The sequence below is a fragment of the Achromobacter sp. 413638 genome (genome assembly GCF_043119405.1).
Lineage (GTDB): Bacteria > Pseudomonadota > Gammaproteobacteria > Burkholderiales > Burkholderiaceae_B > Achromobacter.
This window is the reverse complement of sequence record NZ_JBICCO010000056.1, coordinates 17883-44458: the sequence shown is the minus strand read 5'-3', so window position 1 is coordinate 44458 and position 26576 is coordinate 17883. Positions and strand designations below refer to the sequence as shown.

The following is a 26576-nucleotide window of genomic DNA, read 5'->3' as shown; positions in this document are numbered from 1 at the left end:
TGCACGCGGACGGCACGGCGGCCGATGCGCTGGCGCGCCCCAGCGCCTTCGTCGGCCAGATCGACAAGCTCGCCCTGCCGGTCAAGAGCGCGCCCGGCTTTCTGGTCAACGCGGTACTGGCGCCCTACATGCTGCAAGCCATGCGCGGCGTGGACGCGGGCGTCGCGCCGGCCGCGATCGACGCGGCCCTGGTGGCCTTCGGCATGCCGATGGGACCGCTGGAGCTGGCCGACACCGTGGGTCTGGACATCGCCCGCGCCGCCGGCGAGGAGCTGGCCGGCGGCCAGGAGCCGCCGCGCTGCCTGGCGGACCGGCTGTCGCGCGGCCAGCTGGGCCGCAAGACCGGCCAGGGCTTCTATGCCTGGCGCGACGGCAAGCCCGTCAAGGACAAGGCGTCCGCCGCCCCCGCCGGCCTCGCGGCCGGCCTGATCCAGCCCCTGATCGACGCGACCCGGCAGCGGGTCGATCAGGGCATCGTCGCCGACGCCGACCTGGCCGACGCCGGCGTGATTTTCGGAACGGGATTCGCCCCCTTCACGGGCGGTCCCTTGCATTATCAAGGCAGGACCAAGACGTAGCGCAGTAGAGGAAATACGGCTCACGCCGATAGACCGGGCCGCCGAGCCCGGCAGTGCCATAACGACACCTATCCAACACGAGGAGGCAGTACCATGAGCAGACGTTCATTGTCCCTGAGCACCCTGTCGGTCATCGTGGCCGGCCTGGGCGCGTCCACCGTCGCCCACTCCGCCGGCTTCCAGCTCCTTGAGCAGAACGCCAGCGGCCTGGGCAACGCATACGCGGGCTCGGCGGCAAATCCGGAAAACGCCAGCATCATCTACTACAACCCGGCCGGCATGACGTACCTGCCGGGCTTCAACTTCTCGGGCGGGGTCAACCTGATCAAGCCCTCGTTCAAGTTCTCGGACAACGGCGACAGCCGCAATCCCGGCGTGCCCGGCATACCCGGCTCCGGCCTGGGCGGCTCGCGTCCCACCGGCGGCAACGGCGGCGACGCCGGCAAGCTCGGCGTGGTGCCGAACCTCTACGCCTCGCTGCAGCTCAATGAAAAGTGGTTCATCGGCCTGGGCATCGGCGCGCCGTTCGGCCTGATGACCAAGTACGACGAAGGCTGGGCCGGCCAGTACCACTCCAACAAGTTCGACATCAAGACCATCAACGTGAACCCCTCGGTGGCCTATAAGGTCAACGACAAGTTCTCGATGGGCTTTGGCCTGAACTGGCAGCGCATCGACGCCGAGTACAAAAAGAAGACCGTGGTGCAATTGCCCGTGCCGGGCCGCCCGGTCTTCACCAATGGCGATGCCGACCTCAATTTGAAGGGCGACGCCTGGGGCTGGAACGTGGGCTTCATGCTGCAACCCACCGAGGACACCCGCATCGGCCTGTCGTACCGCTCGAAGATCCGCCAGACGGCCAAGGGCGATACCGACATCGACAACATCGGGCCGACCCGTCAGTCCGCTTCGTTCGACGCCAAGGCGACCGTGGACCTGCCCGACACGCTGATCCTGAGCGCCGCGCACCAGCTGAACGAGCGCTGGGAACTGCTGGGCGACATCTCGTGGACCGGCTGGAGCAGCATCCCCGCGCTGAAGATCCGCAACTCGGGCACCGGCGCCAAGGATGACGAGCTGCCGCTGAACTTCCGCGACACGTGGCGCCTGGCCGTCGGCGCGAACTACAAGTTCGCGCCCGACTGGAAGTGGAAGTTCGGCCTGGCCTATGACCAGTCGCCGGTCCACAAGGAACAGGACCGCCCCACCTCGCTGCCGGACAACGACCGCTACTGGTTCTCGACCGGCGTGCAGTGGCAGGCCACCAAGAACACGACACTGGACGTGGGCTACACCTACCTGTACCTGCGCAAGACGTACATCGACACGAACTCCGGCAACGCCCTTGCCAAGGGTCGCGTGGCGGGCAGCTACGACAGCAGCGGCCACATCTTCGGCCTGCAGGTCTCGTCGCGTTTCTAGCAGGGGCTGCCCACCCTGGAGCGCCACACGCTCCCCAAGGGCGCCGCCGCGGACCGGACCGGCAAAGCCGGCTCCGCGCGGTTTGGACAGGAATAGGGGCCACCCGTTGTATGCGCGGCGGGTGGCGCCCGTTTCGTGAAGGACCGGAGCAACATGTCCCTTCCTGCACGGGGACGGCAAGCGCAACAAGGCGCACAGCCTTGGGCATTTTTTGGAGACTTCCTTGAGCAAGTTCGTCGTTAAACACGTCGCCGTGCTGGGTGCCGGCGTCATGGGCGCGCAGATCGCCGCCCACCTGGCCAACGCCGGCGTGCCCGTCACGCTGTTCGACCTCGCCGCCAAAGAAGGCGACCGCAACGGCATCGTCAAGAAGGCGCTGGCCGGCCTGAAGAAGCTCGAACCCGCGCCGCTGGCCGGCGCCGCGCGCCTGGCCCTGATCCAGCCCGCCAACTATGACGACCATATCGAACGGCTGCAGGGCTGCGACCTGATCATCGAGGCCATCGCCGAGCGCATGGACTGGAAGACCGCGCTGTACGAGCGCATCGCGCCGCACGTGGCGCCCGGCGCCATCATCGCCTCGAACACCTCCGGGCTGTCGATCGACGCGCTGGGCCACGCCCTGCCCGAGCAGCTGCGCCACCGCTTCTGCGGCATCCATTTCTTCAACCCGCCGCGCTACATGCGGCTGGTCGAGATCATCGCCACCTCGCACACCGAACCGCGCGTGCTGGACCAGCTCGAAACCTGGCTCACGTCGACGCTGGGCAAGGGCGTAATCCGCGCGCTGGACACCCCCAATTTCGTCGCCAACCGGATCGGCGTGTTCTCGATCCTGGCGGCCATGCATCACACCGCCCGCCTGGGCCTGGGCTTCGACGAAGTCGACGCGCTGACCGGCCCGAAGATCGGCCGTCCCAAGAGCGCCACCTATCGCACCGCCGACGTGGTCGGCCTGGATACGCTGGCGCATGTGATCGGCACCATGGACAAGAACCTGGCCGACGATCCCTGGCACCGCTATTTCAAGCAGCCCGAGTGGCTGGCCGCGCTGATTTCCAAGGGCGCGCTGGGCCAGAAGAGCGGCGCAGGCGTCTATCGCAAGGCCGGCCGCGAGATCCAGGTGCTGGATCTGAAAGCCCAGGACTACCGCCCCAGCGCCGGCAAGCTGGCAGACGAGGTGGGCGCGATCCTCAAGGAACGCGATCCGGCCAAGCGCTTCGCCGCGCTGCGCGCCAGCAGCCATCCGCAGGCCCAGTTCCTGTGGAGCCTGTTCCGCGACATCTTCCACTACAGCGCCGCGCAGCTGGCCAACGTGGCCGACAATGCCCGCGACCTGGACCTGGCCATGCGCTGGGGCTTCGGCTGGGCCCAGGGCCCGTTCGAGACCTGGCAGGCCGCCGGCTGGCAACAGATCGCCCAGGCCGTGGCCGAGGACATCGCCGCCGGCCGCGCCATGAGCGACAGCCCCCTGCCCGCCTGGGCGCTGGAGCCCGCCCGCCAGGGCGTGCACGCGCCCGAGGGTTCGTATTCGGCGCGCAGCGGCAAGCTGCATGCGCGCTCGTCCCTGCCGGTGTACCGCCGCCAGATCTATCCCGAGCGCGTGTTCGGCGAAGCGCCCGACAACCGTGGCGTCACCGTCTGGGAAAACGAAGGCGTGCGCCTGTGGAACCTGCCCGACGTGGATCCGGGCGTGGCCATCCTGTCGGTCATCTCCAAGAACCACACGCTGGGCGCCGAGGTGCTGGAAGGCATCCTGCAGGCCGTGGCCCGCGCCGAGCGCGAGTTCGACGGCCTGGTCATCTGGCATCCGGCTCCCTTCGCCGTGGGCGCCAACCTGCAGCAGGTGGTCGAAGCCTGCGCCGCCGGCCAGTGGGACATGCTGGAAGCCACGGTCGAGAAGTTCCAGCGCGCCTCGCAGGCCTTCAAGTACGCGCAGATCCCTACCGTCGCCGCCGTGCAGGGCATGGCGCTCGGCGGCGGCTGCGAGTTCCTGATGCATGCCTCGCACCGCGTGCTGGCGCTGGAAAGCTACATCGGCCTGGTCGAGGCCGGCGTGGGCCTGATCCCGGCCGGCGGCGGCAGCAAGGAATTCGCCGGCCGCGCGGCCGCGCTGGCCGCCAAGACCGCCACGCCCGGCGAAGTCTTCCCGTTCCTGCAACCGATCTTCCAGACCATCGCCACCGCTCAGGTCGCCAAGAGCGCGCGCGAGGCCATCGAGACCGGCTTCGCCCGCGAGCAGGACATCGTGCTGTTCCATCCGGACGAGCTGCTGTTCGTGGCCATCGGCCAGGCCCGCGCCGCCGCCCAGGCCGGCTACGTGCCGCCGGCCAGGCTGCAGAACGTGCCGGTCGCCGGCCGCAATGGCATCGCCAACTTCGAGATGATGCTGGTCAACATGCGCGAAGGCGGCATGATCAGCGCGCACGACTACCGCGTGGCGCGCAGCGCCGCCGTGGCGCTGTGCGGCGGCGAGATCGAGACCGGCACGCGCGTGGACGAGGAATGGCTGCTGACCGTGGAGCGCAAGGAGTTCGTGGCGCTGCTGCGCACGCCGGAGACCCAGGCCCGCATCCGCCACACCTTGGAAACCGGCAAGCCTCTGCGGAATTGAGCCCCCCCGAGCGCCTTCGGCGCCTCCCCCAGGGGCGCCGGCTGCGGACCGGCGGAGCCGGATCCGCGCGGCCCCGATCTTGGGGCGCCGTTGTGGGTTGGGAGAGTTTGGGTCCATGAATATTTGAGGATATGAGATGAGCAAGCAAATTCAAGACGCGTATATCGTTGCCGCGACGCGGCTGCCGGTGGGCAAGCGCAATGGCGCTTATGCGACCACCCGGCCGGACGACATGCTTGCGGCGGCGCTGAATGGGGCGCTGGCGCAGGCGCCGGGGCTGGATCCCGCGCGCATCGAGGACGTGATCGCGGGCTGCGCCATGCCCGAGGCCGAACAGGGCATGAACGTCGCGCGCATCGGGCTGCTGCTGGCGGGACTGCCGCAGAGCGTGGCGGGCGTCACCGTCAACCGCTTCTGCGCCTCCGGCCTGCAGGCGGTGGCCGACGCCGCCGCCCGCATCCGCACCGGCGAGGCCGACATCATGATCGGCGCGGGCACCGAGTCCATGAGCGCCATGCCGCAGATCATGGGCAACAAGGTGTCGATGAATCCGGCCATCTTCGCGCACGAGGAAAACCTGGGCATGGCCTTTGGCATGGGCCTGACCGGCGAGAAGGTCGCCGAGCGCTGGAAGGTGTCGCGCGAAGACCAGGACGCCTTCGCGCTGGCTTCCCACCAGAAAGCCTGCGCCGCCATCGCGGCAGGCCATTTCAGGGCCGAGACCACGCCCTTCGAGGTGGTGTCGCACCTGCCCGACGCCAACGGCGCGGTGCGCGTGGCGCGCCGGCTGGTCGAGACGGACGAAGGCCCGCGCCCCGACAGCAGCGCGGAATCGCTGGCCAAGCTGCGCCCGGTGTTCGCCGCGCGCGGCAGCGTCACCGCTGGCAACAGCTCGCAGATGTCCGACGGCGCGGCCGCCGTGATCCTGGTGTCCGACCGCATCCTGCGCGAATTCAACCTGCAACCGCTGGCGCGCTTCGTCAGCTTCGCCGTGGCCGGCGTGCCGCCCGAGGTCATGGGCATCGGGCCGGTGGCCGCGATCCCGAAGGTGCTGGAGCGCGGCGGCATCACGCAGGATGCGCTGGACTGGATCGAACTGAACGAAGCCTTCGCCGCGCAATCGCTGGCGGTGATGCGCGAACTAAAGCTCGACCCCGCCAAGGTCAACCCGCTGGGCGGCGCCATCGCCCTGGGCCACCCGCTGGGCGCCACCGGCGCGATCCGCACGGCCACGCTGGTCCATGGCCTGCGCCGCACCGGCGGCAAGCACGGGCTGGTAACGATGTGCATCGGCACCGGCATGGGCGCGGCTGGCCTGTTCGAGGCGCTGTAGGACGGCGGGTATCCAGTGAAGCCTTATTGGTTCAAGCGCCTGTCCCCCGAATGGCGCGCGCGGCTGATGCGGGTGGGGTTCAACCTGCATCCGGCGTTCCGCGCCACCGGCGGGCGGGTGCTGCACGTGTCTCCGGATTTTCATCACATCCGGATCAAGCTGCCGCTGTTGCGGCGCACCCGCAATATCGTTGGCTCGATGTATGGCGGCTCGCTGTTCGCGGTGACCGACGGCGCCCACCCCACGATGCTGATGTCCGCGCTAGGCTCGGATCACATCGTATGGGACAAGGCGGCGTCCATCCGCTACCGCAAGCCCGCCTACACCACCCTGTACGTGGATTTCCGCCTGCCTGCCGGGGAAATCGCGGAAATCCGCGAGATCCTGGCGCGCGAGCATGAAACCACCCGGACGTACACGGTGGAACTGCAGGACAAGGACGGCGTCGTCTACGCCGTCGTGGAACGAACGATCTATATCGCAAACAAGAAGTTCTACAAGCAGAAGACCCAAGGAGGTGACAAATGCATCGCATCCCCGGAGGGCGAACCGCCGCCCTGAGCCTGATCCTGGCCGCCGCCCTGGCGGGCGCCCCGGCCCTGGCGGCCGACGTCGAAGTCGGCGGCCTGCGCGTCCCGGACCAGTTGTCCGAGGGCGGCCGCGCGCTGGTGCTCAACGGCGCCGGCGTGCGCACCAAGTTCGTCGTGAAGGTCTACGTGGCCGCGCTATACGCGACCGCCAAGACCGGCGACGCCGCCGCGCTGGTCAACAGCGCCGAACCCCGCCGCATGCGGCTGCACATGCTGCGCGACGTCGACAGCAAGAGCCTGGACGGGGCGCTGCAGGACGGATTGCGCGACAATACGCCCAAGCAGGAGCTGGAAGCGCTGAAGGAACCGGCCCAACGCCTCTCGGCCCTGATGGCCAGCGTGGGCTCGGCCAAGGAAGGCGACGTGATCGACCTGGACTTCGACGCCAAGGGCGTATCGGTCAGCGACAACGGCAAGGCGCGCGGACGCATCGACGATCCCGCCTTCGCCCGGGCGCTGCTGCGTGTATGGCTGGGCGAAAACCCGTCGCAGTCCTCCCTGAAGAAGGCCCTGCTGGGCAACTAGGCGGAATCCCCAACGATATGGAACGAATCTGGCAAAAGAGCTACCCCCCCGGCATGCCCACGGACATCCAGCTCGACGGCGTGTCGACGATGGTGACGGTGGTGCGGGACAGCTGCCGGCAGTATGCCGGCAAGACCTCGTACATCAGCATGGGCAAGTCGATCAGCTACGCCGAACTGGACGCGCTGACGCGCGACTTCGCCGCCTGGCTGCACGCCAACGGGCTGGGCAAGGGCGACCGCATCGCCCTGATGATGCCCAACCTGCTGCAATACCCGGTCTGCCTGTTCGGCGCCTGGCGCGCCGGCTGCGTCGTGGTCAACTGCAATCCGCTCTACACCGCGCACGAGCTTGAGCACCAGCTGGCCGACTCGGGCGCGCGCGCCATCGTGGTGGCGGACAACTTCGCCGCAACCTTGCAGCAGGCGCTGCCCAAGAGCGCCATCGAGCGCGTGCTGGTCACCTCCATCGGCGAATTGCTGGGCCCGCTCAAGGGCCGGCTGGTCGACCTGGTGGTCAAGCGCGTCAAGCGCATGGTGCCGGCGTGGTCGATTCCCGGCGCGCAGCGGCTGGGCCAGGCGCTGCGCGCCGGCCGCGCCCTGCCCTTCACCGAGGTCGAGCTGAACCAGGACGACCTGGCCTGCCTGCAATACACGGGCGGCACCACCGGCGTGGCCAAGGCGGCCATGCTGTCGCACGGCAACCTGATGGCCAACGTCAGCCAGGCGCACGCCTGGGTGACGCCGCTGGTCCGGGACGGCGAAGAACTCATCGTGACGGCGCTGCCGCTATATCACATCTTCGCGCTGACGGCGAACTGCCTGACGTTCATGAAGATCGGCGCCAGCAACCTGCTCATCGTCAACCCACGCGACATACCGGGGCTGATCAAGGAAATGTCCAAGGCGCCGGTCAGCGCCTTCACCGGGGTCAACACGCTGTTCAACGCGCTGCTGAACAACCCCGATTTCGCCAAGCTGGATTTCTCGCGCCTGCGCCTGACGCTGGGCGGCGGCATGGCGGTGCAGCGTTCGGTGGCCGAGCGCTGGCGCGCCGTCACCGGCCGCTCGCTGGCCCAGGCCTACGGCCTGACCGAGACCTCGCCCGCCGTGACCATCAATCCGCTGGACGTGAAGGAATTCACCGGCTCCATCGGCCTGCCGGTGCCGTCCACCGACATCTCCATCCGCGACGACGAGGGCCGCGAACTGCCCATCGGCGAGCGCGGCGAGATCTGCGTGCGAGGCCCCCAGGTGACGCGCGGCTACTGGAAGCGCCCGGACGAGACCGCGCTGGTGCTGTACGCGGACGGCTTCCTGCGCACCGGCGATATCGGCTACGTGGACGAGGCCGGCTATGTGTTCCTGGTGGACCGCAAAAAGGACATGATCCTGGTGTCCGGCTTCAACGTCTATCCGAACGAAGTCGAGGATGCGGCCGCGCTGCACCCCGGCGTGCGCGAGGTGGCGGCGGTCGGCGTGCCGGACGAACGCTCCGGCGAGGCGGTCAAGCTCTACGTCATCCGCAAGGATCCGAACCTGGACGCCGAGACGCTGATCGCCCATTGCCGCACCCAGCTCACCGGCTACAAGGTGCCGCGCTACGTGGAGTTCCGCGACGACCTGCCGCGCACCAACGTCGGCAAGATCCTGCGGCGCGAACTCAAGCCGGAAGCCCAGGCGCAGGCCAAGGCGCCCGCCCAGGCCTGATCCCGCGTCGCGGCGGGCCGGCGGCGCCGGCCCGCTTCGAATTGGCGCCGCCGCGACGGCGCGCCGCCTACCACTGCCCGAAATACACGCCCGCGCGCTTGTGCGCGTTGGTGGCCCGCTCCACCGCCTCGTCGCTCATCGTGGTGCGGGTGCGGCCGCGCAGCATCCATTCCAGCAGACGGTGGCGCAAGGCCCCGCGCACCTCGGCGTGCGCGGCGCTGGTCCCCAGGTCCTGGAACTCTTCGGGATCGGCCCGCAGGTCGTACAGCTGCTCCGGCTCGTCCAGCCAGTACACATAGCGCCACCGGTCCGTGCGCAGCGACCAGGCGCGGGCATTGCGCGGCGTCTTGCCGCGCAGCAGGCGGGCCTGGCGGAAGCTGTAGTCCAGCTCCGAATACACGCAGTCGCGCCAGGGCTGGCCGTCCGGCAGGCCATGCAGCACTTCCTGCAGCTCGCGTCCTTCCAGCCGGTGCGCCGGCCGGGGCGCGTCCAGCGCGCGCAGCACGGTGGGCACCAGGTCCACGCTTTCGACCATGTGGTCCAGCGCCTGGCCGCGCGTGGCGTCGGCCTCGCCGGACGGATCCATGACGATGAAGGGCACGCGCTGCACGGTGTCGTAGAACAGCTCCTTCTCGCCCAGCCAATGGTCGCCCAGGAAATCGCCGTGGTCAGCGGTGAACACGATCAGCGTGTTCTTCATCAGGCCCGCGCCTTCCATGTAGTCGAACAGGCGTCCCAGATGGTCGTCCAGCTGCCGGATCAGGCCCTGGTAGGCCGGACGCACCACGCGCACGCAATCGTCGTTGGCAAAGCTGATGCTTTCCTCATGCTGCCGGTAGGCGGCCACCACCGGATGCGCATTCTCCAGCTCGGCAAGATTGCGCCGCACGGGCAGGCATTGGTCCGCGCGGTAGCGCCGATGATAGGGATCCGGCGCCATGTAGGGCCAGTGCGGTTTCACATAGCTCAGGTGCAGCACCCAGGGCTGGCCGCCGCGCCGCTTCATGAAGTCCAGCGCCTGGTCCGTCATGTAGGCGGTCTCGGAATGTGCCTCGGCCACGCGCGAGGGCAGATGCACGTTGCGCATGTTCCAGCCGCTCACCACCTGCCCGGACGCGTCCACGCCGGCAATGACGTAGTCGGTCCAGGGATCGGCGCTGTCGTAGCCGTGACGCCGCAGGAAGGCCGGATAGCCGCTCTCGGCCCCGGGCTCGTGATGGCCGTCGTAGCGGTCCAGCTCGACGAAGCCGCCCCGGCTCAACAGGATGCCCAGTTCGGACGCGCCGTCGATGGCAAGACGCTCCATGCCCGCCTTGTCCGGGATCACGTGGGTCTTGCCGGCCAGCGCCAGATCGCGCCCTTGTCCCGCCAGGTATTCGCCCAGCGTGATCTCGTTGACCGAAAGCGGCACGCGGTTCCAGGTCGCGCCGTGGCGCGATGGATAGCGGCCGGTGTAGTAGCTCATGCGCGACGGGCCGCACACCCCGGAGTTGACGAAGGCGCGCGTGAAACGCGCGCCGCGCGCCGCCAGCCCGTCCAGGCTGGGCGTCTCCAGGTAGGGATGGCCGTAGCAGCCCAGGTGGTCGGCCCGCAGCTGGTCGGCCATGATGAACAACACGTTCTGGACGGCGCCCATGTCTGCCCCTTTTCTTACTGCGTGACCGTGAAGCCGGACGCGCGCACCACCGGCTCCCACTGCTTGCGATAGGCGTCCAGCGCCTCGGCGCTGCGGGCGGCGTCGGCCGACACCGGTTCCAGGTAGGCGGCGCGCACGGCCTCGCGCAGGGCCGGCTCGTCCAGCACGGCTGCGATGTCGCGGCCCAGCCGTTCGGCCTTGTCCGCCGGCATGGCGGCCGGCGCAAAGAAGGCGTTCCAGCCATCGGCGGCCAGGTCCACGCCGGCCTCGCGGAAGGTCGGCACGTCGGGCAGGTCGGGATCGCGCGCCTCGCCCGAGGTCGCCAGGATGCGGATCTTGCCGGCGCGGTGCTGCGGCAGCAGCGTGTCCAGCGTGTCGATGGCCTGCGGTAGGACGCCGCCGATCAGCTCGGAGATCAGCGGCGCCGATCCCCGGTAGCCGACGATCTCGGGCTCCTGGTTGATGGCGCGGCCCAGCATCAGCGCGAAGAAATGCGGCAGGCTGCCGGTGGCGGGCACGCCCACCGAGAACAGCCGGGGATCGTCGCGCAGGACCTGGCGCAGGCCGGCCACGTCGCGCACCTTGGAATCCGCCGCCACCGCCAGCGCGAACTTGTAGCGGCTCACCAGCGACACCGGCTTGAAATCGCGCTGCGCGTCGTAGCCTGGCTTGTCGTAGACCAGCGGCGCCACCACCATGACGGCCGGATTGGCCAGCATCAGCACGTTCTGCGCCGCCCCGGCCGCATGCAGGCCCTGGGCGGCGATGCGACCGCCGGCCCCGGTCTTGTTCTCGACCACCACCGGCGCACCGATGCGCTCCTTGAGCCGGTCCGCCACCAGCCGCGCGACGCGGTCGGAACTGCCGCCGGGCGGATAACCCACCACGATGGTCAGCGCGCCGTCCAGCGGCGGCTGAGCCTGTACGGCGGGACAGGCCGCCACGCTTGCCGCCAAGACCAGGCCCGTCGCCCAGCCGCTCAATCTCTTGCGCATCGCTCTCTCCTGATTCGCCGCGGCCATGGCGCTCCCCGGCCGGTTGGCCGGATGCCGGGGCCATTCCCCGTGGTTGCTCCGGGGGCTATTCCCTATGCCCGGCGCATGCCCAAATGGGCAAAATGAATTTAGCAACGCGACGCTTTGTTGATCTAATCCAGTACTTTCCATAACGATATGCATGCGCGACGGGCAACAGCTCGGCCCGCGGGAGACGCCATGGCAACGCCCCCTGCCCCCGGCCAGGCCAGCCTGTCCGATATGCTGATGTACCGTCTCTACCAGGCCTGGTCGCAATCCAACCCGGTATTCGTGCGCCTGTGCGAAGGCCGCTACGGCATCACCCGGCGCGAGTGGCGGTTGCTGGCCTGCGCGGTGGAGGGCGGCATCATGACCTCGGCCGAGCTGGCGGCGGCGGCCAAGCTGGACCTGGCCCGCACGTCGCGCACGCTCGGCACGCTGTGCGAGAAGGGCTGGCTGCGCCGGCTGCACGACAGCGCCGACCGGCGCGTGGTCCGGGTCGAGGCCACCGAGCGCGGGCAGGAACGCTACCTGGCGCTGCTGCCCGAGGTCGCGCGCCTGAACGACATGCTGGTGCAGGACCTGAGCGCGACCGAGGTCGAGCAGTTGCGCGGCTTCCTGGCGCGCATCGAGCAACGCGGCCGGCGCATGGCCGAGGACAACATCGTGTCGGACAAGGCCAGCCGGCGCGCCGGCGGCACCCGCCGGGCGAGGTAGAAGCCCACCCCGCCTCGTTCAACCGGGTCTCCACAAACATTTGCTACGCTAGGCGTCTGCCGTCCGCGCAGCCGCGCCACGGCCGTCCACGCCCGCCGCGCCCACGAAGCCGGCCGGGCGCCCCTACGGATATTCCATGCCCGGCGTCCAGCGCACATCCATCTTCCGTCGTTTCGAAGGCCTGATAGACCCCTTCAAGGACGCTCCGGACATCACCCCGCCCGGCCGCGTGCTGCGCTTCTACGCCTACTACCTGTTGCAGGTCTGGCCGATCTTCGCCGTGCTGCTGGTGGTGGGGCTGGCGGGCGCGCTGGTCGAGGTGGCGCTGTTCAGTTTCCTGGCCGACATCGTCGACCTGGCGCGTGACACGCCGCCCGCCGAGTTCTTCCAGCGCCACGCCGGCCTGCTGCTGTGGATGGCGCTGGTGGTGATGGTGCTGCGCCCGCTGGCGATCGCCGCGCACGACCTGCTGACCCACCAGACCATCGCGCCCAGCCTGACCACGCTGGTGCGCTGGCAGAACCACCGCTACGTGCTGGGCCAGGGGCTGGCGTTCTTCCACAACGACTTCGCCGGCCGCGTCGCCAACCGCGTCATGCAGGCTGGCAGCGCGCTGCGCGATTCCGCCGTGCAGTCGGTGGACGCGCTGTGGCACGTCATCCTGTACGTGGTCAGCGCGCTGTACCTGTTCGCCGAGGCAGACTGGCGGCTGGTGATCCCGCTGGTGCTGTGGATCGTCGGCTACTGCTGCATGCTGGGCTATTTCGTGCCGCGCATGCAGGCGCGCGCCGTGACCGCCTCGGAAGCGCGCTCCAAGCTCATGGGCCGCATCGTCGACGGCTATACCAACATCGGCACGCTCAAGCTCTTCGCCCATGCCCGGCAGGAAGAGAACTACGCGCGTCAGGCGCTGGCCGAACAGACGGAAAAACAGCGGCTGTCGACCCGCGTCATCACGGCGATGGACGTGTCCATCAATACGCTGAACGGCGTGCTGATCGTCGGCACCGCCGGCCTGGCGCTGTGGCTGTGGAGCCAGGACAGCATCACGCTGGGCGCGATCACGCTGGCGCTGGGCCTGGTGATCCGCATCAACAACATGTCGGCCTGGATCATGTGGGAGGTCAGCGGCATCTTCGAGAACGTCGGCATCGTGCAGGATGCCTTGAGCACCATTTCGCAGCCCAAGCAGGTGCTCGATGCGCCGGCGGCCGGCCCGCTGCGCATCGAGCGCGGCGAGGTGCGTTTCGACGACGTGTCCTTCCACTATGGCGGCGCCCGCGAGGTCATCCCGCACCTGAACCTGACGGTGCGCGCCGGCGAGAAGATCGGCCTGATCGGCCCGTCCGGGGCCGGCAAGTCCACGCTGGTCAACGTGCTGCTGCGCCTGTACGACCTGCAGGGCGGACGCATCCTGATCGACGGCCAGGACATCGCCGGCGTCACCCAGGAAAGCCTGCGCTCGCAGATCGGCGTGGTCACGCAGGACACCTCGCTGCTGCACCGATCCATCCGCGACAACCTGCTCTATGGCCGCCCCGACGCGTCCGAGGAACAGCTGCAAGACGCGGTGCGGCGCGCGCGGGCCGGCGACTTCATCGCCGGGCTGGTCGACGGCGAGGGCCGCCGCGGCCTGGACGCGCGCGTCGGCGAGCGCGGCGTCAAGCTGTCCGGCGGCCAGCGTCAGCGCATCGCCATCGCCCGCGTGCTGCTCAAGGACGCCCCCATCCTGATCCTGGACGAAGCCACCTCGGCGCTGGACTCGGAAGTCGAATCCGCGATCCAGGAAAGCCTGGAAACGCTGATGCAGGGCAAGACCGTGATCGCCATCGCGCACCGGCTGTCCACCATCGCCCGCATGGACCGGCTGGTGGTGCTGGACCAGGGCCGCATCGTCGAGGCCGGCACGCATGCCGAGCTAGTGGCCCGGGGCGGGCTGTATGCACGGCTGTGGAGCCACCAGACGGGGGGGTTCGTGGGGCTGGATTGAGCGTGCGCCCGCGTCAGCAGACGCGGAGGGCTCAGACGGCCGCCACCCTTGCCGCCAGCGCCTTGCGATCCACCTTGCCCACCGCGTTCTCGGGCAGCGCGTCCACCCAGAGCACGTCGCGCGGCACATAGATGCGGCCCAGGCCCGCCAGCACGGCGGCGCGGATCCCCGCCTCGTCCGTCGGCGGCGCGCCGGCCGCGCGGGTCGCGAAGACCACCGGGACTTCGCCCAGGTCGGCATCGGGCGCGCCCACCACGCAGCAGGCCGCCACGCCGGGCAGCGCCGCCACCACGCCCTCCACCAGCGCCGGCGAGATGTTCTCGCCGCCACGGATGATCACCTCCTTGATGCGCCCGGTGATGGTCAGATAGCCGTCGGCGTCGAAGCGGCCCACGTCGCCGGTGCGCAGCCGCCCGTCGGCCACGCCGATCTGGCCCTGCGCGCCCAGGTAGCCCAGCATCAGGCTGTCGCCCTCGATGCAGATCTCACCCTCGCCGCCCGCCGGCGCCGCGCTGCCGTCCGGCTGGCGCAGGACCACGCGCTGGCCGGCCAACACCGTGCCCACCGTGCCCACGCGCCGCGCGCCGGGCGGATTCATGGTCGAGGTGCAGGTCGCCTCCGACAGGCCGTAGGACACCAGCAGCGGACAGCCCAGGAAGGCCTCGATGCGCCGGTGCAGCGCCTCGGTGATCGGCGCCGAGCCGCAACGCGCGTAGCGCAGGCCCGCCAGGCTGGCGGGTTCGAATACCAGGTCCAGCATGCGCGCGTACATGGTCGGCACGCCGGTCATGATGGTGGGGCGCCAGCGCGCCAGCAGCCCCGGCATGTCCTCGGCGCGGAAGCGCCCGGCCAGCGCCACGCAGGCCCCGGCCAGCAGCGGCGTGAAGACCTGGTTGTTCAGCGCGTTGGTGTGATGCAGCGGCATCACGTGCAGCAGCCGGTCGTCCGGCGTCAGGCCGCTATGCGCCAGCACGCCGTGCGCATTGTTCATCAGCCCGCGATGGCTCAGCAGCACGCCCTTGGGATGGCCGGTGCTGCCGGAGGTGAAGAGCAGCAGCGCCGGCGCGTCCGGCGCCAGCGCCGGCGCCCAGAAAGGCTCGCCCCGCGCCAGGCACGCGGCGGGCAACAGGCGGACGGCCGGCAGCCCGGACGCGGCGGCCGTCCCCGCGTGCGCAGGGTCGTGCAGCATCCAGCCCAGGCCCACGGCGGCAACGCGACGCGCCGTCTCCTCGTCGGCCAACCGGGGTTCCAGCGGACACGGGCAGGCGCCCGCCGCCATCGCGCCCAGGATCGCGATCAGTTGCTCCAACGAGCGCTCCATCGCCACCGCCACGAAGTCGCCCGCTGCCACGCCCGCCGCGCGCAACGCGCCCGCGGCGCGGGCCACGCGCTCATGCAGCGCCGCGTAGTCCAACGTGGCGTCTTCGGCGACCAGGGCGGGCAGGCGCGCCCGGTCCGGCCGGGTCCAACTGCGGGCGTAGGCCGCCACCAGCGTGGCATCGGTGTCGTTCATACCAGTGTCTCCAGGCGATCGGGGCCGCATGGATCCGGCTTTGCCGGGCCATCGCGGCGCCCCCTTGAGGGGGGAGCGCGCCAGCGCTCGGGGGTGGTCCTGCTTCAGCGCAGCGTCACCGCCGCATCGCGTTCGAATTGGCCTTCGGGATCCAGTTCGCGCAAGGCGCGCGCCTCGGCCGGCGTGGGCGGCTCGGTGGGCGCCGCGCCGCTGGCGTCGAACGCGAAGCCGGTGCGCTCGCGCACCTCGGCGAGACTCGCCTCGGGATGCCAGGACTGCAGGGCCAGCCGCCCGTCGCGCTTGATGAACACCGCGATCGGCGTGACCACCCCATGAAAACCGCCCCAGGACGTGACGAAATCCAGCCTGGGCACCAGCGTGCGCGTCGAGTGCTCGGTGCGCCAGGTGCAGGCGCGCCGCGCCGTGGGCAGCATGACCGCGCCGCCTCCGCCGCCCGGCAGGCGGACCTTGGGCGCGTGCCAGTCGCCGATGCAGGAGTTGTTGGCGCAGCCCTCGCCGTCGATCTGGGCCGCGCCCAGGAAGGTCAGGTCCATGCGGCCACGCGTGCACAGATCGTAGAAATCCTCGTTGGCGAAGATCGACGCCGTGTGTTCGGCCAGCACCGGATCGGAGCTGGACAGCGGCACGTGCGAGGGCCTGGGATCCACGCCGCCCGCCACGTTGATGTAGACGTAGTCCCAGTCATAGGCGCGCTTGGCCAGCAGGCAGGCCAGCATCGGCATGGTGGAATTGACGCCGCTGAAAGTGATCTCGTCCGGGCGGATGAAGCGCGCCAGGTTGGTCACGATGTAGGAAAAGCCCGACCATTGCTCAGCCATGGCTGGCCTCCTTCGCTTCCGGCGCCGCCGCCAGGTGGGCGGCCAGTTCGCTGTTCTTGTCCATGTAGGCCTCGACGGCCGGGTAGTCGATCGCGTAGGCCGGCCAGCAGGAGCCGGGCCAGGCGCTGCCCGGCGCCACCGCGTAGGCCTGCACCATGAAGTACGGCACCAACGTGGACTCGGGCTGGGCCTCGAACACCGCGCTGTCGACCCGTTTCTCGGCCACCACCAGCACGCTGCCGGCGGCGCGCGACATGATGCGGTCCCAGTGCGCGGTGCCGCTCACGCGCACATTGCCCAGCGCGTCGATCTCGGACGCCTGGATCACGGCAAAGTCCGGCCGCACCGCCGGCACCACCCAGGTCCGCTGGCCGCTGCCGTAGGGATCGTCGATGCATTTCCAGCCGTTCAGCTCGGGCAGGCCGCTGCCATGCAGGCCGCCGCAGGGCTGGAATGGCACGCCGAACGCCGCCGCCCGCAGGCCGGCCGTGAGGCTGGCGCAGGCATGCTCTTCCAGCTCGACCTCGCCACGCTCGATCGCCTTGCGATACCAGGGCGCCAGCCCGAAGTTGCCTTCCATGGCCACGATGCCCGCGCGCACGCGGCGCAGCGCGCCGGCGCGGCACAGGATGTCCACGTCGTAGCCGGGCGACTGCTTGATCAGTTCCAGGTCGCGCTTGCCCTGGCGGATCAGTTCACGCACGAAGCCGAACGGCCCGCGATGCAGGAAGCTGCCGCCCAGCGCGATGCTGGCGCCATCCGGCACCATGGCGGCCAGTTCCGCCAGCGTGCGCTGCTTGTTCTTCTGGTTGTATCCCGAACCCATCTTGTCTCCTTGCCCCGCCGCGCCGCGCGGCTAACGGGCCTGCAAATAGGCGGCCACGCGGGCCTTGAGCCCCGGCTCGGCGGCCGAGCGCGTCAGCCGCGCCAGGTCGGCGTCCGGCGCTTCGAGCGACAGCGCGGCGTACAGCTGCGCGCGGCTCGCATCGGTCAGCGCGGACGCGACGGCCAGCGCCTCGTCCGCCGCCGCCGGCCATTCGTCCCGCGCCGCCAGCCGGCTGACGAAACCGTCGCGCAAGGCCGATTCGGCGTCGAAGGTCGCGGCCTGTTCCAGGATGGTCCGCGCGCGCTCGGCGCCCACCAGCGCGGCGAAGCGCCGCGTGCCCAGCACCAGCCCGAACTTCAGCCCCGGCATGCGGAAGCTGGCGTCCGGCGTGGCCAGCCGCCACTTGCAGGCGCCGAACAGATCCACGCCGGCGCCGAAATTGCGGCCATGCGCCAGCGCCACCGTCAGGCAGGGCGTGGCCGCCACGCGCTGCAGCAGCATCTCGATGCGCACGAAGCGCAGCAGCAGGTCGCCCTCGCTGTGCGATTCCCAATCACCGAAGTCGAAGCCCGCGCTGAAATTGCGGCCCTCGCCCTGGAACACGATGGCGCGCGCCTGCTCGGCCTGCGCCTGATCCACCGCCGCGATCAGCGCCTCGACCAGCCCGGCCGACAGTGCGTTCATCTTGTCGGGCCGCGCCAGCGTCAGCAGATGCAGCGCGCCGCGCCGCTCGACCCGCAGGCCGTCCGTTTCCGTGATGTCGCTCATGCCGGCTCCTTGCGCCGCGCGCGCAGCGCGCCTAGCACTTCCTCGTTGTGCTCGCCCAGCGCTGGCGGGCGGCGACGCAGCGCCGTGGTCTGGCCGTCGAAGCGCACCGGCAGGCCGAAGGTGCGCGTGCGCACGCCGTTGGGCAGTTCCAGCGGCTGCACCCAGCCCATGTGCTCGACCTGCGGATCGGCCAGCACTTCCGAATAGGTGTTGATCGGCGCGCAGGGGACGCCCGCCTCGCGAAAGCGCGCCAGCCAGGACGCGGCCTCGTCGCCGGCGAAGATGGCTTCCAGGATCTCGCGCAGCGCGTCCTGGTTGCGGGCGCGCAGGCTGGTGTCGGCGAAACGGGCGTCGGCCAGCAGGTCATCGCGGCCAACCACCGCGCACACGCTCTTCCACAGCGCCTGGTTGCCGGCGGCCATGCCGAAGTACCCGCCCTTGCAGCGGAACGCCTGGTAGGGCGCGTTGCGCGGATGGGCGGAGCCGAGCTTGACCGGATCGCGCCCGCTGCCGAAGAACTCGGAGGTCTGCAGCGCGGCGATGCCCAGCGTGGCGCCCAGCATGGGCACGTCGATGTGCGCGCCCTGCCCGCTGGCCTGCGCGGCGCGCAGCGCCGAGGCGATGGCGAAGGCGCCGTACAGCCCGGCCGAGAAGTCCGCCAGCGGCACGCCGCATTTGACGGGTTCGCCGCCGGCCTCGCCGGTGACGCTCATGATGCCGCTCATGGCCTGGATGGTGAGGTCGAAGCCGCCTTCCTGCGCGCGCGGGCCGGACTGTCCGTAGGCCGAGATCGAGCAATACACCAGCCGGGGATTGCGCGCCTTCAATGCCTCGTAACCCAGGCCCAGGCGGTCCATCACGCCGGGACGGTTGTTTTCGATCAGCACATCGACGGTGAGCGCCAGCTCGCGCGCCAGCTCCAGGTCCCCGGGGTCTTTCAGATTCAAGGTCACGGAGCGCTTGTTGCGATTGAGCGAGGCGAAGTTCTCGCTGTAGCCGTCGGAGATCGGCGGCCAGCTGCGCAGCGTGTCGCCGCCGTCCGGGTTCTCGACCTTGATCACGTCGGCGCCCATGTCCGCCAGCAGCATGCCGCAGAACGGCCCCGCCGCCACATTGCAAATCTCCAGCACCGTGATGCCGGCCAGTGCCGAGCTGGGTGTCATGTCTGACCTCTCGTTATGAAAATTCAATATTTGGGATACGAAAAATAATCTATAGCGGCGAATCCGGCAATGGCACCATGAGCGTCCCGCTTGCCTGGCCGTGCCGGGCGTCCCTATGAAACCTAGAACATTCCCTAGGTCCATTGCTTAATTGTTGACCAGCATATCACCGTGTGGAATTCTAGGTAAACCATTTATTGGAATTCAAGTCCTATTTTTTAGGACATATAAGGACCCACCCCGAGCAGGCAGGTCCGCATCCCCCAAGGAGACAGTCATGAGAACACTCGCCGTATTCGCCGCTGCCGCCCTGGCGCTGGGACTGGCGGCCGGCCCCTCGCAGGCGGCCGACGCCTGGCCAGGCAAGCCCGTGCGCATGGTCGTGCCCTTCCCGCCCGGCGGCGCCACCGACGCCGCCGCGCGCATCTACGCCCAGCACCTGGGCGACTATCTGGGCCAGAGCGTGGTGGTCGAGAACAAGGCCGGCGCCGGCGGCGAGATCGGCGCGGAGTACGTGGCCAAGTCGGCTCCCGACGGCTACACGCTGCTGATGGGCGCGGTGGGCAGCCATGCGATCCACGCCGCCATGCCCGACAAGCCCGGCTATGACTTCGGCACGGCCTTCGTCGGCGTGTCGATGGCGACCAGCATGCCCATGGCGCTGGCGGTCAACAGCAAGGTGCCGGCGCGCAACGTGCAGGAGCTGATCGCGCTGGCCAAGGCCAAGCCTGGGTCCATCACCTACGGCTCGGCCGGGCCGGGCACCTCGCAGCACATGGCCGGCGAACTGTTCCAGGTGGTCACCGGCACGCGGTTGATGCACGTGCCGTACCGCGGCAGCGGGCCGGCCATCACGGACCTGCTGGGCGGCCAGATCGACATGGTCATCGAGACCCTGCCCGCGCTGCTGCCGCAGGCCGCCAGCGGCAAGATCCGGCTGCTGGCCGTGACCACGCCCACGCGCGCCGCCGCATTGCCCGAGCTGCCCACGCTGATCGAACAGGGCGTGAAGGACTACTCGGTGGCCACCACCTATGCCCTGCTGGCGCCGGCTGGCACGCCGGCCGCCATCGTGGACAAGCTCTCGGCCGGCATGCAAAAGGCCGCCGCGATGGAATCCGTGAAGCAGGCGGCGCAGAAGCTCGGCGCCGACGCCGTCGCCACGTCGCCGGCCGACACCCGCCGCATGTTGCAGCAGGAGACTGCCCGCTGGGCCGAGGTCGTGCGCCTGTCGGCGGCCAAATGACGGCCGCCCCCGACACGCATGACGCGCAGGCCGTCGACCTGGCCATCATCGGCGGCGGATCGGTCGGCGTCAGCCTGCTGCTCCAGTTCCTGCTGTCGCTGCCCGCCGGCGGCGGCCGGCCGCTCAGCTTGCGGCTGTACGAACCGCAGGAGCGCCCCGGGCCGGGCGGCGCCTACCAGGACGACCTGCGCAGCAACCTGCTCAATATCCCGGCCGGCAATATGTCGTCGCTGGCCGACGAGCGCCTGGACTTCGTGGGCTGGCTGCGCCGGCAGGATCCCGCCTGGCTGGCCGGCCACGGGGTGGAAGGCGCGATCGATCCGGGAGATTTCCTGCCCCGGCCGCTGTTCGGCGCCTACATGGCCGACGCCTACGAGCGGGCGCGCGCGCTGGCGCCAAGCCGGGGCGTGACGCTGGAACACGTGCGCGCGCGCGTCACCGGCGTCACGCCGCTGGCCAACGGACGCGTGCGGGTGTTGGCGGAATCGGGGCAGCCCTGTGTGGCGCGCCGCGTGGCGTTGTGCAACGGCAACCTGCCCTCGCGCGCCTTCCCAGCGCTGGCAGCCGCGCCCGGCTACTTCAACAGCCCCTATCCGGTCAGCGAGCTGGCGGCGGGCATCGCCGCCGACGCCACGGTCTGCGTGATCGGCACCAGCCTGAGCGCGGTCGACGCCGTGGTCGCGCTGCAGCAGGCCGGGCATCGCGGTCCGCTCATCTGCGTGTCGCGCAATGGCCGGCTGCCCTCGGTGCGCAGTCCGCATAACCGGCCGCCGCGGGGCCTGACCGAACTGAGCCGCGATGGCGCGCAGGTGCTGGCGCACGCGCACGGCGGCGCGCTGACGCTGGAACGGATCGCCGCGGCGCTGGGCCGCGAGGTGCGGGCGCTGGGCGGCGCGGTCGACGCCGAGGACATCCTGGGCGTCGATGGCGACGCGCGGGCCGCGCTGGACGATGAAATCCGCCGTTCCGAACACGACGCGCGCCCATGGCAGGCGGTGGCCGCGGCGACCAACGCGGCCGTGGACCTGATCTGGCATCTGCTGCCGGACGCCGAGCGCGCGCGCTTCCAGTCGCAATGGCGCGCGCTGTGGATGGCGCGCCGCGCCAACTTTCCGATGCGCAACGCGCGCAAGCTGCAGGCGTTGTTCCGCGCCGGCCAGCTCGAGGTGCTAAGCGGCTACGTCGACAGCCGCCATGACGCCGCCGGCAGCTTCGTGACCCGCCTGCGCACGCCGGCGGGCGAGCGCGAGCTGCGCAGCCGCTATCTGATCAACGCCACCAGTTTCTCTGTGGACGCGGCCGGCGCCGCCGATCCCCTGGTGTCGGCGCTGCTGCGCGACGGCCACGGGCAGGCGCACCCGCATGGCGGGCTGGCGCTGGACTACGCCACCGGCAGCCTGCTGGACGCTTACGGCGTCGTGCAACCCGCGATCACCGTGCTGGGCAGCCTGGCCGGCGGCACCTACTTCTGGACCACGTCCATGGACGTGAACGCCCGCCTGGCGCGGGACCAGGCGCGGCGCATCGCCGCCGCGCTGGCGGACGCGGGCGCTACTGTCCCAGGAAGCCGCCGCGATACCCCATGCCCTGGGATATCGCCTGCGCACAGGCCGCCACGTCCGGCGCCAGCTGCTTCATCCGGGCCGCGCTGAGGCGGTCCAGCGGCCCGGAGATGCCCACGGCCGCCACGGGCTGGTCCAGGCTGTTGAACAGCGCCACGGCCAGCCCGCCCACGCCTTCGCGCCATTCGCCGCGATTGATGGCGTAGCCGGCGCGCACCACCTTGCGCAGCTCGTCCTTGAGCAGCGGCATGGTGACGATGGTGGCCGGCGTGTGCCGCTGCAACTGGTCCGCATAGCGCTCGACATAGCCGTCGGACTGATAGGCCAGCAGCGCCTTGCCGGTGGCCACGGCGTAGGCCGGCGCGCGTCCGCCGATCATGGAATAGGCGCGGATGGGCTGCGGACTGTCGATCTTGTCCACGTACACCACGTCGAACCCATCCAACACCGACAGGTGCACGGTTTCGCCGGTCTGGTCGGCCAGCGTGCGCATGTAGGGCGCGGCCAGCTTGCGCACGTCCAGCTGCGCCAGCTGCCGCGCGGCCAGTTCGAACAGCCGCACCGCGCCGCGATAGCCGCCGCCCTCGTCGTCCTTGATCACATAGCCGGCATGGATCAGCGTCTGCAGCGTGCGATGGGTATTGCTGCGGGTCAGTCCCACGCGGGCGGCCAGCGCGTCGATGGTGCGCGGCGGATTGTCCACGTCGGTGACCGCCTCCAGCACCATCAGCCCCTTGAGCAGCGTCTTGTCCATATCGTCTATTTCCTAATATTTAGGACGAGACCATAGCATGAGACGTCAAGCGCGGACAGGTCCGCGCGCCCTGGGGTCGCGCCTGTCAGGCCGAGGCGGCCAGCCCGGCCCGCACCGCTAGCGAACGGTCCCAGAGATTGGGAACGCTGGCCGATGAATAGCCCGACACGAAGGGCTTGGCCACGCCGGTGGCCGGATCATAGACATGGCGCGATACCGCGCCGATGTTGCCACCATACAGGTGCACGCTGATCGACACGCGATCGGCATGCGCGTTGAATACCTGATGGATATCGCCTTCCTCGGGCGCCAGCCGCTCCACGTCGCCCGGCATCAGGGTCGATGCCGCGCCCGCCGGCCGCAGGCCGCCATCGGCCTCGCGCACGTAGCGCTGGTTGATCTCCGCCCCGCGCAGCATGCCCACGTAGCCCCAGACCTCGTGATCGTGCACCGGCGTACTCTGGCCCGGCCCCCAGACGAAACTGACCATGGAGAAACGCTCCAGCGGGTCGCAATGCAGCAGGTACTGCTGGTAATACTGTGGATGCGGCACGGTACAGGCCTCGGGCAGCCAGTCATCATGCCGCAGCAGCTCCGCGAACGCGGACTCCAGCGCCGGGCTTTGCGCCAGTCCCGCCGGGCCGGCCAGCCGCGTGGCGGTGGCGATGAAGGAACGAAGCCGGTCCAGGCCCGCGATCGGTTCAGGCATTGCTAGTCTCCCAGGTCGGGCGCGGCGGGCGAATCCGCCCTGGCCCCGTTGATGTTCCCAAAATCCTGGCGCCAGTATCCACGATTCGGGACCCCGCAAGCGCAATGCCCATGCGCCGCTCGCGGCGATTGCAACAAACATGGCGATTGCTCCCCCGCTTGACAGGCATGCCCGCGTACAGGCAGCGTAGTGAACCATCGATCAGGTTGAATATGCATCACGCCACCGACTTCCCCACGCGCCCCGCTTGCGCCCGTCCGCGATGACCGGCCCGCGGCACGACATCCCCGCCCCGCTGGCGCAGGCCCTGCGGCAAAGCAGGCGGCCCGTGGTCTTCACAGGCGCGGGCGTCTCCGCCGAAAGCGGCATCGCGACGTTCCGCGACGCGCTCACCGGGCTGTGGTCGCGCTTCGACGCGCAGGCCCTGGCCACGCCCGAGGCCTTCCGCGCCCATCCCGACCTGGTCTGGGGCTGGTATGAATGGCGACGCGAGCAGGCCCTGCGCGCCCGGCCGAACACCGCGCACCTGGCCATCGCCAGACTGGCCGCGCATGCGCCGGCGCTCACCGTGATCACGCAGAACGTGGACGATCTGCACGAGCGCGCGGGCAGTCCGAAAGTACTGCATCTGCATGGCAGCCTGCACGCGCCGCGCTGCGCCGATTGCCGCGCGCCCTGGAGCCGCGCCGAGCCCGCGAGCGCTGACGCCGCGGCAGCCGGCACAACGGCAGCCGATATCCGGACAGCCGACGCCGCGACCGCCAGCGCGGCCGCGTCCGGCGCGCCGAGCGGGGAACAGGACGAAGGCCGCCGCATCGAGCCGCCGCGCTGCGCCACTTGCGGCGGTCCCGTGCGGCCAGGCGTCGTCTGGTTCGGAGAAAGCCTGCCCGCCGACGCCTGGCGCGCGGCCCAGCTCGCCGCCGAGCAATGCGATCTGCTGCTGAGCATCGGCACCTCGGCCCTGGTCTATCCCGCCGCGGAGCTGCCGCAACGCGCGCTGGCCGCGGGCGCCGTCGTCGCGCAGGTCAATCCGGCCACCACGCCAATGGATGCGCGCGTGAAGTTCAATCTGCGCGGCCAGGCCGCCGACGTGCTGCCCAGGTTGCTGCAAAGCGCGGGGATCTGAACCGGCGACCGCGAACGCGAGCCACGCCGTGCGCATCATCCGCACATGGCGCCCGCATGGCTATCAGCCACGCGCATCATGCGTGCCCTGCCGCGCCTGCGGCGATCACCACTTGCAGCCGCTGTCCGTGACCGTATCAGCCAAAAGAAAGGGCAGCGCCAGCAGGCCCTTGGATGCATGCGCATCGCGGCAAGGCGGACGCGCGGCCTTCTCCATCTCGCGCGACAGCACGGTGCGTTCGGCCGGCGCCTTGGGCGCGAGCCTGGGCACGGGTTCGCCGCGCGCGCGCCGTTCGCCGGGCGCGGCCGAGTCCGACGGCTGCCAACCGAAATCGCGCGACGCAGGCGCTGACGCGCCGGCGGACGGCGCATCAGCCGGCTTGCCCGCGCGAGGCTCGGACTGGACGCGAGGTCGCGCTGCCGCTGGCTGCGTGTCTGTCTGCATGTTTTTTTGAGTATTCGTCTGCGTGGGCGACGGCTGCGCACGCGATGGCTCGGCGCGCTCGGGCTGTGCTCGCGGCACCTTCGCCGCCGGCGTCTCCACGGAACCCCGCGCGGGCGCCGCAACCTGCCCGCTCTCGCCGCGTGGCGACGCGCTGCGCTCGACGCGTGGAGTCGGCGGCGCAAGCAGCTCCACGAACATGGATTCGGAATCAGACGGCATGGCCGGCGGAATCGGCGACGGCGTCATGCCGCGCCAGATCAGGCTTCCGATGCCCACATGCAAGGCGCAGGCCAGCAAGGCCGCGATCCACGACGTTGCGCGCCTGCCGCGCGCATTCCCGCCATCCCAGCCCAGGCCGTTGACATGGCCGGCGGCAAGCATCGGGACCATCTGCAATACTCGACTGACAAGCCCGATTCCACGGGCGACCGGGGGATGATAGCCCTCGCGCCGGTGAAGATTTGTGAAGTTGTAGCCGAGTCCTGTGAGCGCTACGCGCGCGCCGCCACGAAACGAGGGGAAACCCCAAATTCCAGGGCGCTCGCGATGGACTTAAAGTGGCAAGACACCATCCGGCCCTGGAGAGCATCATTCCATTTTCCTGGAGACTTCCCGACGTGTTCGTGCGCTCGCCCGACGGTGCCCTGCACCGCGTGGTGCGGCATGCCACGACCACGGAGACCATTGCCAAGCTTGAGAGCATTCCCAGCGACTATCACCTGGATTGCCAGTGCATGCTCGACAATGGGGAAGCCCTGACCTGGATCGGCGACAACCGCTATCGCCAGGTCGATGGTGGCAAGGTCTACACGGCGGTGCGGCCCCAACAAGCCCAGGGCGACGCCCGCAAGCAGAATCCTGACGCCGAGCCCGCGCTGGACGCCTGCCGCACGCAGGCGGGTCCCGCTGCGTCGCCTCCGCCCAGGACCGAGTTACCATTGGCTGTGATCAACCTGAAAACCGGCAACGACTGGAGCCTGATCCGCGCCTGGCGCGAGCACCTGAACATCAGCACCGCTGACATGGCTGCCCGGCTGGGAGTGGACCACTCCATTTATATCGAACTGGAACGGCCGCGGCCGCGCCCCCGCCAGATCATCCTGGAGCGGGTATCGGCAGCGCTGGGGGTATCGCCCGAACAGCTCGACGACTCGTCTTTTGGCGGACACATGCATTGATGTCCGCTGGCGGGACGGTTTCGGCGCCGTAGCAGGAAATGGCCCGCGCATGAGGGGGATGGAAAAAATGCTCGGAACAGCAAGAAGATTGACCGACGTCCTGGCCACCGCGCCAGACGGCACGCTATACCGGATCGAGCGCTTCGTCTCGGACCCCGACGCCTACTCGGCCATGGGCACCTCGCGCTTCGACCCCCGGACGCATTGCGTCTGCCGCACCAGCTCCGGCGAGAAGGTCGCCTGGCTGGGCGGACAAACCTACCAGCTGCTCAAGAGCGGCACCTCGCTGACCGCCGTCGACCGACGACGCGGCTGACC

Annotated in this window: 24 protein-coding genes; 14 read left to right on the top strand and 10 right to left on the bottom strand. The window is 69.7% G+C overall.

Annotation, left to right across the window (positions count from 1 at the left end; translation table 11 throughout):
• The 7 genes from ACEU5R_RS20985 to ACEU5R_RS20955 all read left to right on the top strand — a co-directional run.
• Window positions 1-578: 3-hydroxyacyl-CoA dehydrogenase family protein (locus ACEU5R_RS20985; RefSeq protein ID WP_392411485.1), on the top strand; the 578-nt coding region annotated here is incomplete at its 5' end.
• Between the two features lie 93 nt (window positions 579-671).
• Complete coding sequence (locus tag ACEU5R_RS20980) at window positions 672-2000, top strand: OmpP1/FadL family transporter (protein WP_103275469.1); 1329 nt, start codon at window positions 672-674, stop codon at window positions 1998-2000.
• A 223-nt stretch (window positions 2001-2223) separates the two neighbouring features.
• Entirely contained in the window at window positions 2224-4614 is a 2391-nt protein-coding gene (locus ACEU5R_RS20975; protein ID WP_392411484.1) for a 3-hydroxyacyl-CoA dehydrogenase/enoyl-CoA hydratase family protein, read from the top strand.
• A gap of 136 nt (window positions 4615-4750) precedes the next feature.
• On the top strand, window positions 4751-5947 hold the full coding sequence (locus ACEU5R_RS20970) for an acetyl-CoA C-acyltransferase (protein ID WP_392411483.1): 1197 nt from the start codon (window positions 4751-4753) through the stop codon (window positions 5945-5947).
• Window positions 5948-5962: 15 nt separating this feature from the next.
• Window positions 5963-6508, top strand: coding sequence for a DUF4442 domain-containing protein (locus ACEU5R_RS20965; RefSeq protein ID WP_103275472.1), 546 nt, complete (start codon window positions 5963-5965; stop codon window positions 6506-6508).
• Window positions 6472-7062 (top strand): chalcone isomerase family protein, encoded by a 591-nt coding sequence (locus tag ACEU5R_RS20960; protein WP_392411482.1) that lies wholly within the window; start codon window positions 6472-6474, stop codon window positions 7060-7062. The genes ACEU5R_RS20965 and ACEU5R_RS20960 overlap by 37 nt, the downstream gene beginning before the upstream one ends.
• A gap of 17 nt (window positions 7063-7079) precedes the next feature.
• Window positions 7080-8771, top strand: a complete 1692-nt coding sequence (locus ACEU5R_RS20955; RefSeq protein ID WP_103275474.1) for an AMP-binding protein — start codon at window positions 7080-7082, stop codon at window positions 8769-8771.
• A 67-nt stretch (window positions 8772-8838) separates the two neighbouring features.
• On the opposite strand, the gene ACEU5R_RS20950 is transcribed toward ACEU5R_RS20955, so the two are convergent.
• Together ACEU5R_RS20950 and ACEU5R_RS20945 are read right to left on the bottom strand one after the other, a co-directional pair.
• The gene (locus ACEU5R_RS20950; RefSeq protein ID WP_392411481.1) at window positions 8839-10407 is read right to left on the bottom strand and encodes a sulfatase-like hydrolase/transferase; all 1569 of its coding nucleotides are present in this window, start codon (window positions 10405-10407) and stop codon (window positions 8839-8841) included.
• 14 nt (window positions 10408-10421) lie between these two features.
• The gene (locus ACEU5R_RS20945; protein ID WP_392411480.1) at window positions 10422-11402 is read right to left on the bottom strand and encodes a tripartite tricarboxylate transporter substrate-binding protein; all 981 of its coding nucleotides are present in this window, start codon (window positions 11400-11402) and stop codon (window positions 10422-10424) included.
• Between the two features lie 219 nt (window positions 11403-11621).
• On the opposite strand from ACEU5R_RS20945, the gene ACEU5R_RS20940 reads away from it, so the two are divergent.
• Window positions 11622-12140, top strand: a complete 519-nt coding sequence (locus tag ACEU5R_RS20940; RefSeq protein WP_103275477.1) for a MarR family winged helix-turn-helix transcriptional regulator — start codon at window positions 11622-11624, stop codon at window positions 12138-12140.
• A gap of 136 nt (window positions 12141-12276) precedes the next feature.
• Window positions 12277-14130 carry an ABC transporter ATP-binding protein gene (locus ACEU5R_RS20935; protein WP_392411479.1) on the top strand — a complete coding sequence of 618 codons (1854 nt, stop codon included), beginning with the start codon at window positions 12277-12279 and terminating at the stop codon, window positions 14128-14130.
• Between the two features lie 31 nt (window positions 14131-14161).
• Here ACEU5R_RS20935 and ACEU5R_RS20930 read toward each other — a convergent pair whose 3' ends face one another.
• From ACEU5R_RS20930 to ACEU5R_RS20910, 5 genes are all read right to left on the bottom strand, one after another.
• Entirely contained in the window at window positions 14162-15643 is a 1482-nt protein-coding gene (locus ACEU5R_RS20930) for a class I adenylate-forming enzyme family protein (RefSeq protein WP_392411478.1), read from the bottom strand.
• A 104-nt stretch (window positions 15644-15747) separates the two neighbouring features.
• Window positions 15748-16482, bottom strand: a complete 735-nt coding sequence (locus ACEU5R_RS20925) for a CoA-transferase subunit beta (protein ID WP_392411477.1) — start codon at window positions 16480-16482, stop codon at window positions 15748-15750.
• Window positions 16475-17308, bottom strand: a complete 834-nt coding sequence (locus ACEU5R_RS20920; RefSeq protein WP_392411476.1) for a CoA transferase subunit A — start codon at window positions 17306-17308, stop codon at window positions 16475-16477. The genes ACEU5R_RS20925 and ACEU5R_RS20920 overlap by 8 nt, the downstream gene beginning before the upstream one ends.
• A 30-nt stretch (window positions 17309-17338) precedes the next feature.
• Window positions 17339-18076 (bottom strand): enoyl-CoA hydratase/isomerase family protein, encoded by a 738-nt coding sequence (locus ACEU5R_RS20915; RefSeq protein ID WP_392411475.1) that lies wholly within the window; start codon window positions 18074-18076, stop codon window positions 17339-17341.
• Window positions 18073-19239: a CaiB/BaiF CoA transferase family protein gene (locus tag ACEU5R_RS20910; protein WP_392411474.1), complete on the bottom strand. Its 1167-nt coding sequence runs from the start codon at window positions 19237-19239 to the stop codon at window positions 18073-18075. Before ACEU5R_RS20910 ends, ACEU5R_RS20915 begins: the two co-directional genes overlap by 4 nt.
• Window positions 19240-19516: 277 nt before the next feature.
• Here ACEU5R_RS20910 and ACEU5R_RS20905 point away from each other — a divergent pair, with 277 nt between their 5' ends.
• Both ACEU5R_RS20905 and ACEU5R_RS20900 read left to right on the top strand, forming a co-directional pair.
• Window positions 19517-20485: a tripartite tricarboxylate transporter substrate binding protein gene (locus ACEU5R_RS20905; RefSeq protein ID WP_103275484.1), complete on the top strand. Its 969-nt coding sequence runs from the start codon at window positions 19517-19519 to the stop codon at window positions 20483-20485.
• Window positions 20482-22137 carry an FAD/NAD(P)-binding protein gene (locus ACEU5R_RS20900; protein ID WP_392411473.1) on the top strand — a complete coding sequence of 552 codons (1656 nt, stop codon included), beginning with the start codon at window positions 20482-20484 and terminating at the stop codon, window positions 22135-22137. Before ACEU5R_RS20905 ends, ACEU5R_RS20900 begins: the two co-directional genes overlap by 4 nt.
• Here the strand turns inward: ACEU5R_RS20900 and ACEU5R_RS20895 are convergent.
• Both ACEU5R_RS20895 and ACEU5R_RS20890 read right to left on the bottom strand, forming a co-directional pair.
• A complete protein-coding gene (locus tag ACEU5R_RS20895) occupies window positions 22037-22801 on the bottom strand; it encodes an IclR family transcriptional regulator (RefSeq protein ID WP_103275486.1) in 765 nt (254 codons plus the stop codon). The two genes, ACEU5R_RS20900 and ACEU5R_RS20895, sit on opposite strands and share 101 nt — an antisense overlap.
• Window positions 22802-22886: 85 nt before the next feature.
• A complete protein-coding gene (locus ACEU5R_RS20890) occupies window positions 22887-23510 on the bottom strand; it encodes a cysteine dioxygenase (protein WP_392411472.1) in 624 nt (207 codons plus the stop codon).
• A gap of 262 nt (window positions 23511-23772) precedes the next feature.
• On the opposite strand from ACEU5R_RS20890, the gene ACEU5R_RS20885 reads away from it, so the two are divergent.
• Window positions 23773-24636: an NAD-dependent deacetylase gene (locus ACEU5R_RS20885; protein ID WP_392411488.1), complete on the top strand. Its 864-nt coding sequence runs from the start codon at window positions 23773-23775 to the stop codon at window positions 24634-24636.
• Window positions 24637-24741: 105 nt separating this feature from the next.
• Here ACEU5R_RS20885 and ACEU5R_RS20880 read toward each other — a convergent pair whose 3' ends face one another.
• Entirely contained in the window at window positions 24742-25377 is a 636-nt protein-coding gene (locus ACEU5R_RS20880) for a hypothetical protein (RefSeq protein ID WP_392411471.1), read from the bottom strand.
• Between the two features lie 281 nt (window positions 25378-25658).
• Here ACEU5R_RS20880 and ACEU5R_RS20875 point away from each other — a divergent pair, with 281 nt between their 5' ends.
• Both ACEU5R_RS20875 and ACEU5R_RS20870 read left to right on the top strand, forming a co-directional pair.
• Window positions 25659-26258 (top strand): helix-turn-helix domain-containing protein, encoded by a 600-nt coding sequence (locus ACEU5R_RS20875; RefSeq protein WP_103276588.1) that lies wholly within the window; start codon window positions 25659-25661, stop codon window positions 26256-26258.
• An 88-nt stretch (window positions 26259-26346) separates the two neighbouring features.
• Window positions 26347-26574, top strand: a complete 228-nt coding sequence (locus tag ACEU5R_RS20870; protein ID WP_103275490.1) for a hypothetical protein — start codon at window positions 26347-26349, stop codon at window positions 26572-26574.
• The last annotated feature ends 2 nt before the right edge of the window (window positions 26575-26576 follow it).

What these genes read in the sequence shown, in the direction of transcription:
- ACEU5R_RS20900 (WP_392411473.1), top strand. Translation starts at nt 20,482, where the DNA reads ATGACGGCCGCCCCCGACACGCATGACGCGCAGGCCGTCGACCTGGCC.
- ACEU5R_RS20910 (WP_392411474.1), bottom strand. Translation starts at nt 19,239, where the DNA reads ATGACACCCAGCTCGGCACTGGCCGGCATCACGGTGCTGGAGATTTGC.
- ACEU5R_RS20970 (WP_392411483.1), top strand. Translation starts at nt 4,751, where the DNA reads ATGAGCAAGCAAATTCAAGACGCGTATATCGTTGCCGCGACGCGGCTG.
- ACEU5R_RS20980 (WP_103275469.1), top strand. Translation starts at nt 672, where the DNA reads ATGAGCAGACGTTCATTGTCCCTGAGCACCCTGTCGGTCATCGTGGCC.
- ACEU5R_RS20920 (WP_392411476.1), bottom strand. Translation starts at nt 17,308, where the DNA reads ATGGGTTCGGGATACAACCAGAAGAACAAGCAGCGCACGCTGGCGGAA.
- ACEU5R_RS20925 (WP_392411477.1), bottom strand. Translation starts at nt 16,482, where the DNA reads ATGGCTGAGCAATGGTCGGGCTTTTCCTACATCGTGACCAACCTGGCG.
- ACEU5R_RS20955 (WP_103275474.1), top strand. Translation starts at nt 7,080, where the DNA reads ATGGAACGAATCTGGCAAAAGAGCTACCCCCCCGGCATGCCCACGGAC.
- ACEU5R_RS20890 (WP_392411472.1), bottom strand. Translation starts at nt 23,510, where the DNA reads ATGCCTGAACCGATCGCGGGCCTGGACCGGCTTCGTTCCTTCATCGCC.
- ACEU5R_RS20885 (WP_392411488.1), top strand. Translation starts at nt 23,773, where the DNA reads ATGACCGGCCCGCGGCACGACATCCCCGCCCCGCTGGCGCAGGCCCTG.
- ACEU5R_RS20905 (WP_103275484.1), top strand. Translation starts at nt 19,517, where the DNA reads ATGAGAACACTCGCCGTATTCGCCGCTGCCGCCCTGGCGCTGGGACTG.
- ACEU5R_RS20915 (WP_392411475.1), bottom strand. Translation starts at nt 18,076, where the DNA reads ATGAGCGACATCACGGAAACGGACGGCCTGCGGGTCGAGCGGCGCGGC.
- ACEU5R_RS20940 (WP_103275477.1), top strand. Translation starts at nt 11,622, where the DNA reads ATGGCAACGCCCCCTGCCCCCGGCCAGGCCAGCCTGTCCGATATGCTG.
- ACEU5R_RS20960 (WP_392411482.1), top strand. Translation starts at nt 6,472, where the DNA reads ATGCATCGCATCCCCGGAGGGCGAACCGCCGCCCTGAGCCTGATCCTG.
- ACEU5R_RS20935 (WP_392411479.1), top strand. Translation starts at nt 12,277, where the DNA reads ATGCCCGGCGTCCAGCGCACATCCATCTTCCGTCGTTTCGAAGGCCTG.
- ACEU5R_RS20895 (WP_103275486.1), bottom strand. Translation starts at nt 22,801, where the DNA reads ATGGACAAGACGCTGCTCAAGGGGCTGATGGTGCTGGAGGCGGTCACC.
- ACEU5R_RS20945 (WP_392411480.1), bottom strand. Translation starts at nt 11,402, where the DNA reads ATGCGCAAGAGATTGAGCGGCTGGGCGACGGGCCTGGTCTTGGCGGCA.
- ACEU5R_RS20950 (WP_392411481.1), bottom strand. Translation starts at nt 10,407, where the DNA reads ATGGGCGCCGTCCAGAACGTGTTGTTCATCATGGCCGACCAGCTGCGG.
- ACEU5R_RS20930 (WP_392411478.1), bottom strand. Translation starts at nt 15,643, where the DNA reads ATGAACGACACCGATGCCACGCTGGTGGCGGCCTACGCCCGCAGTTGG.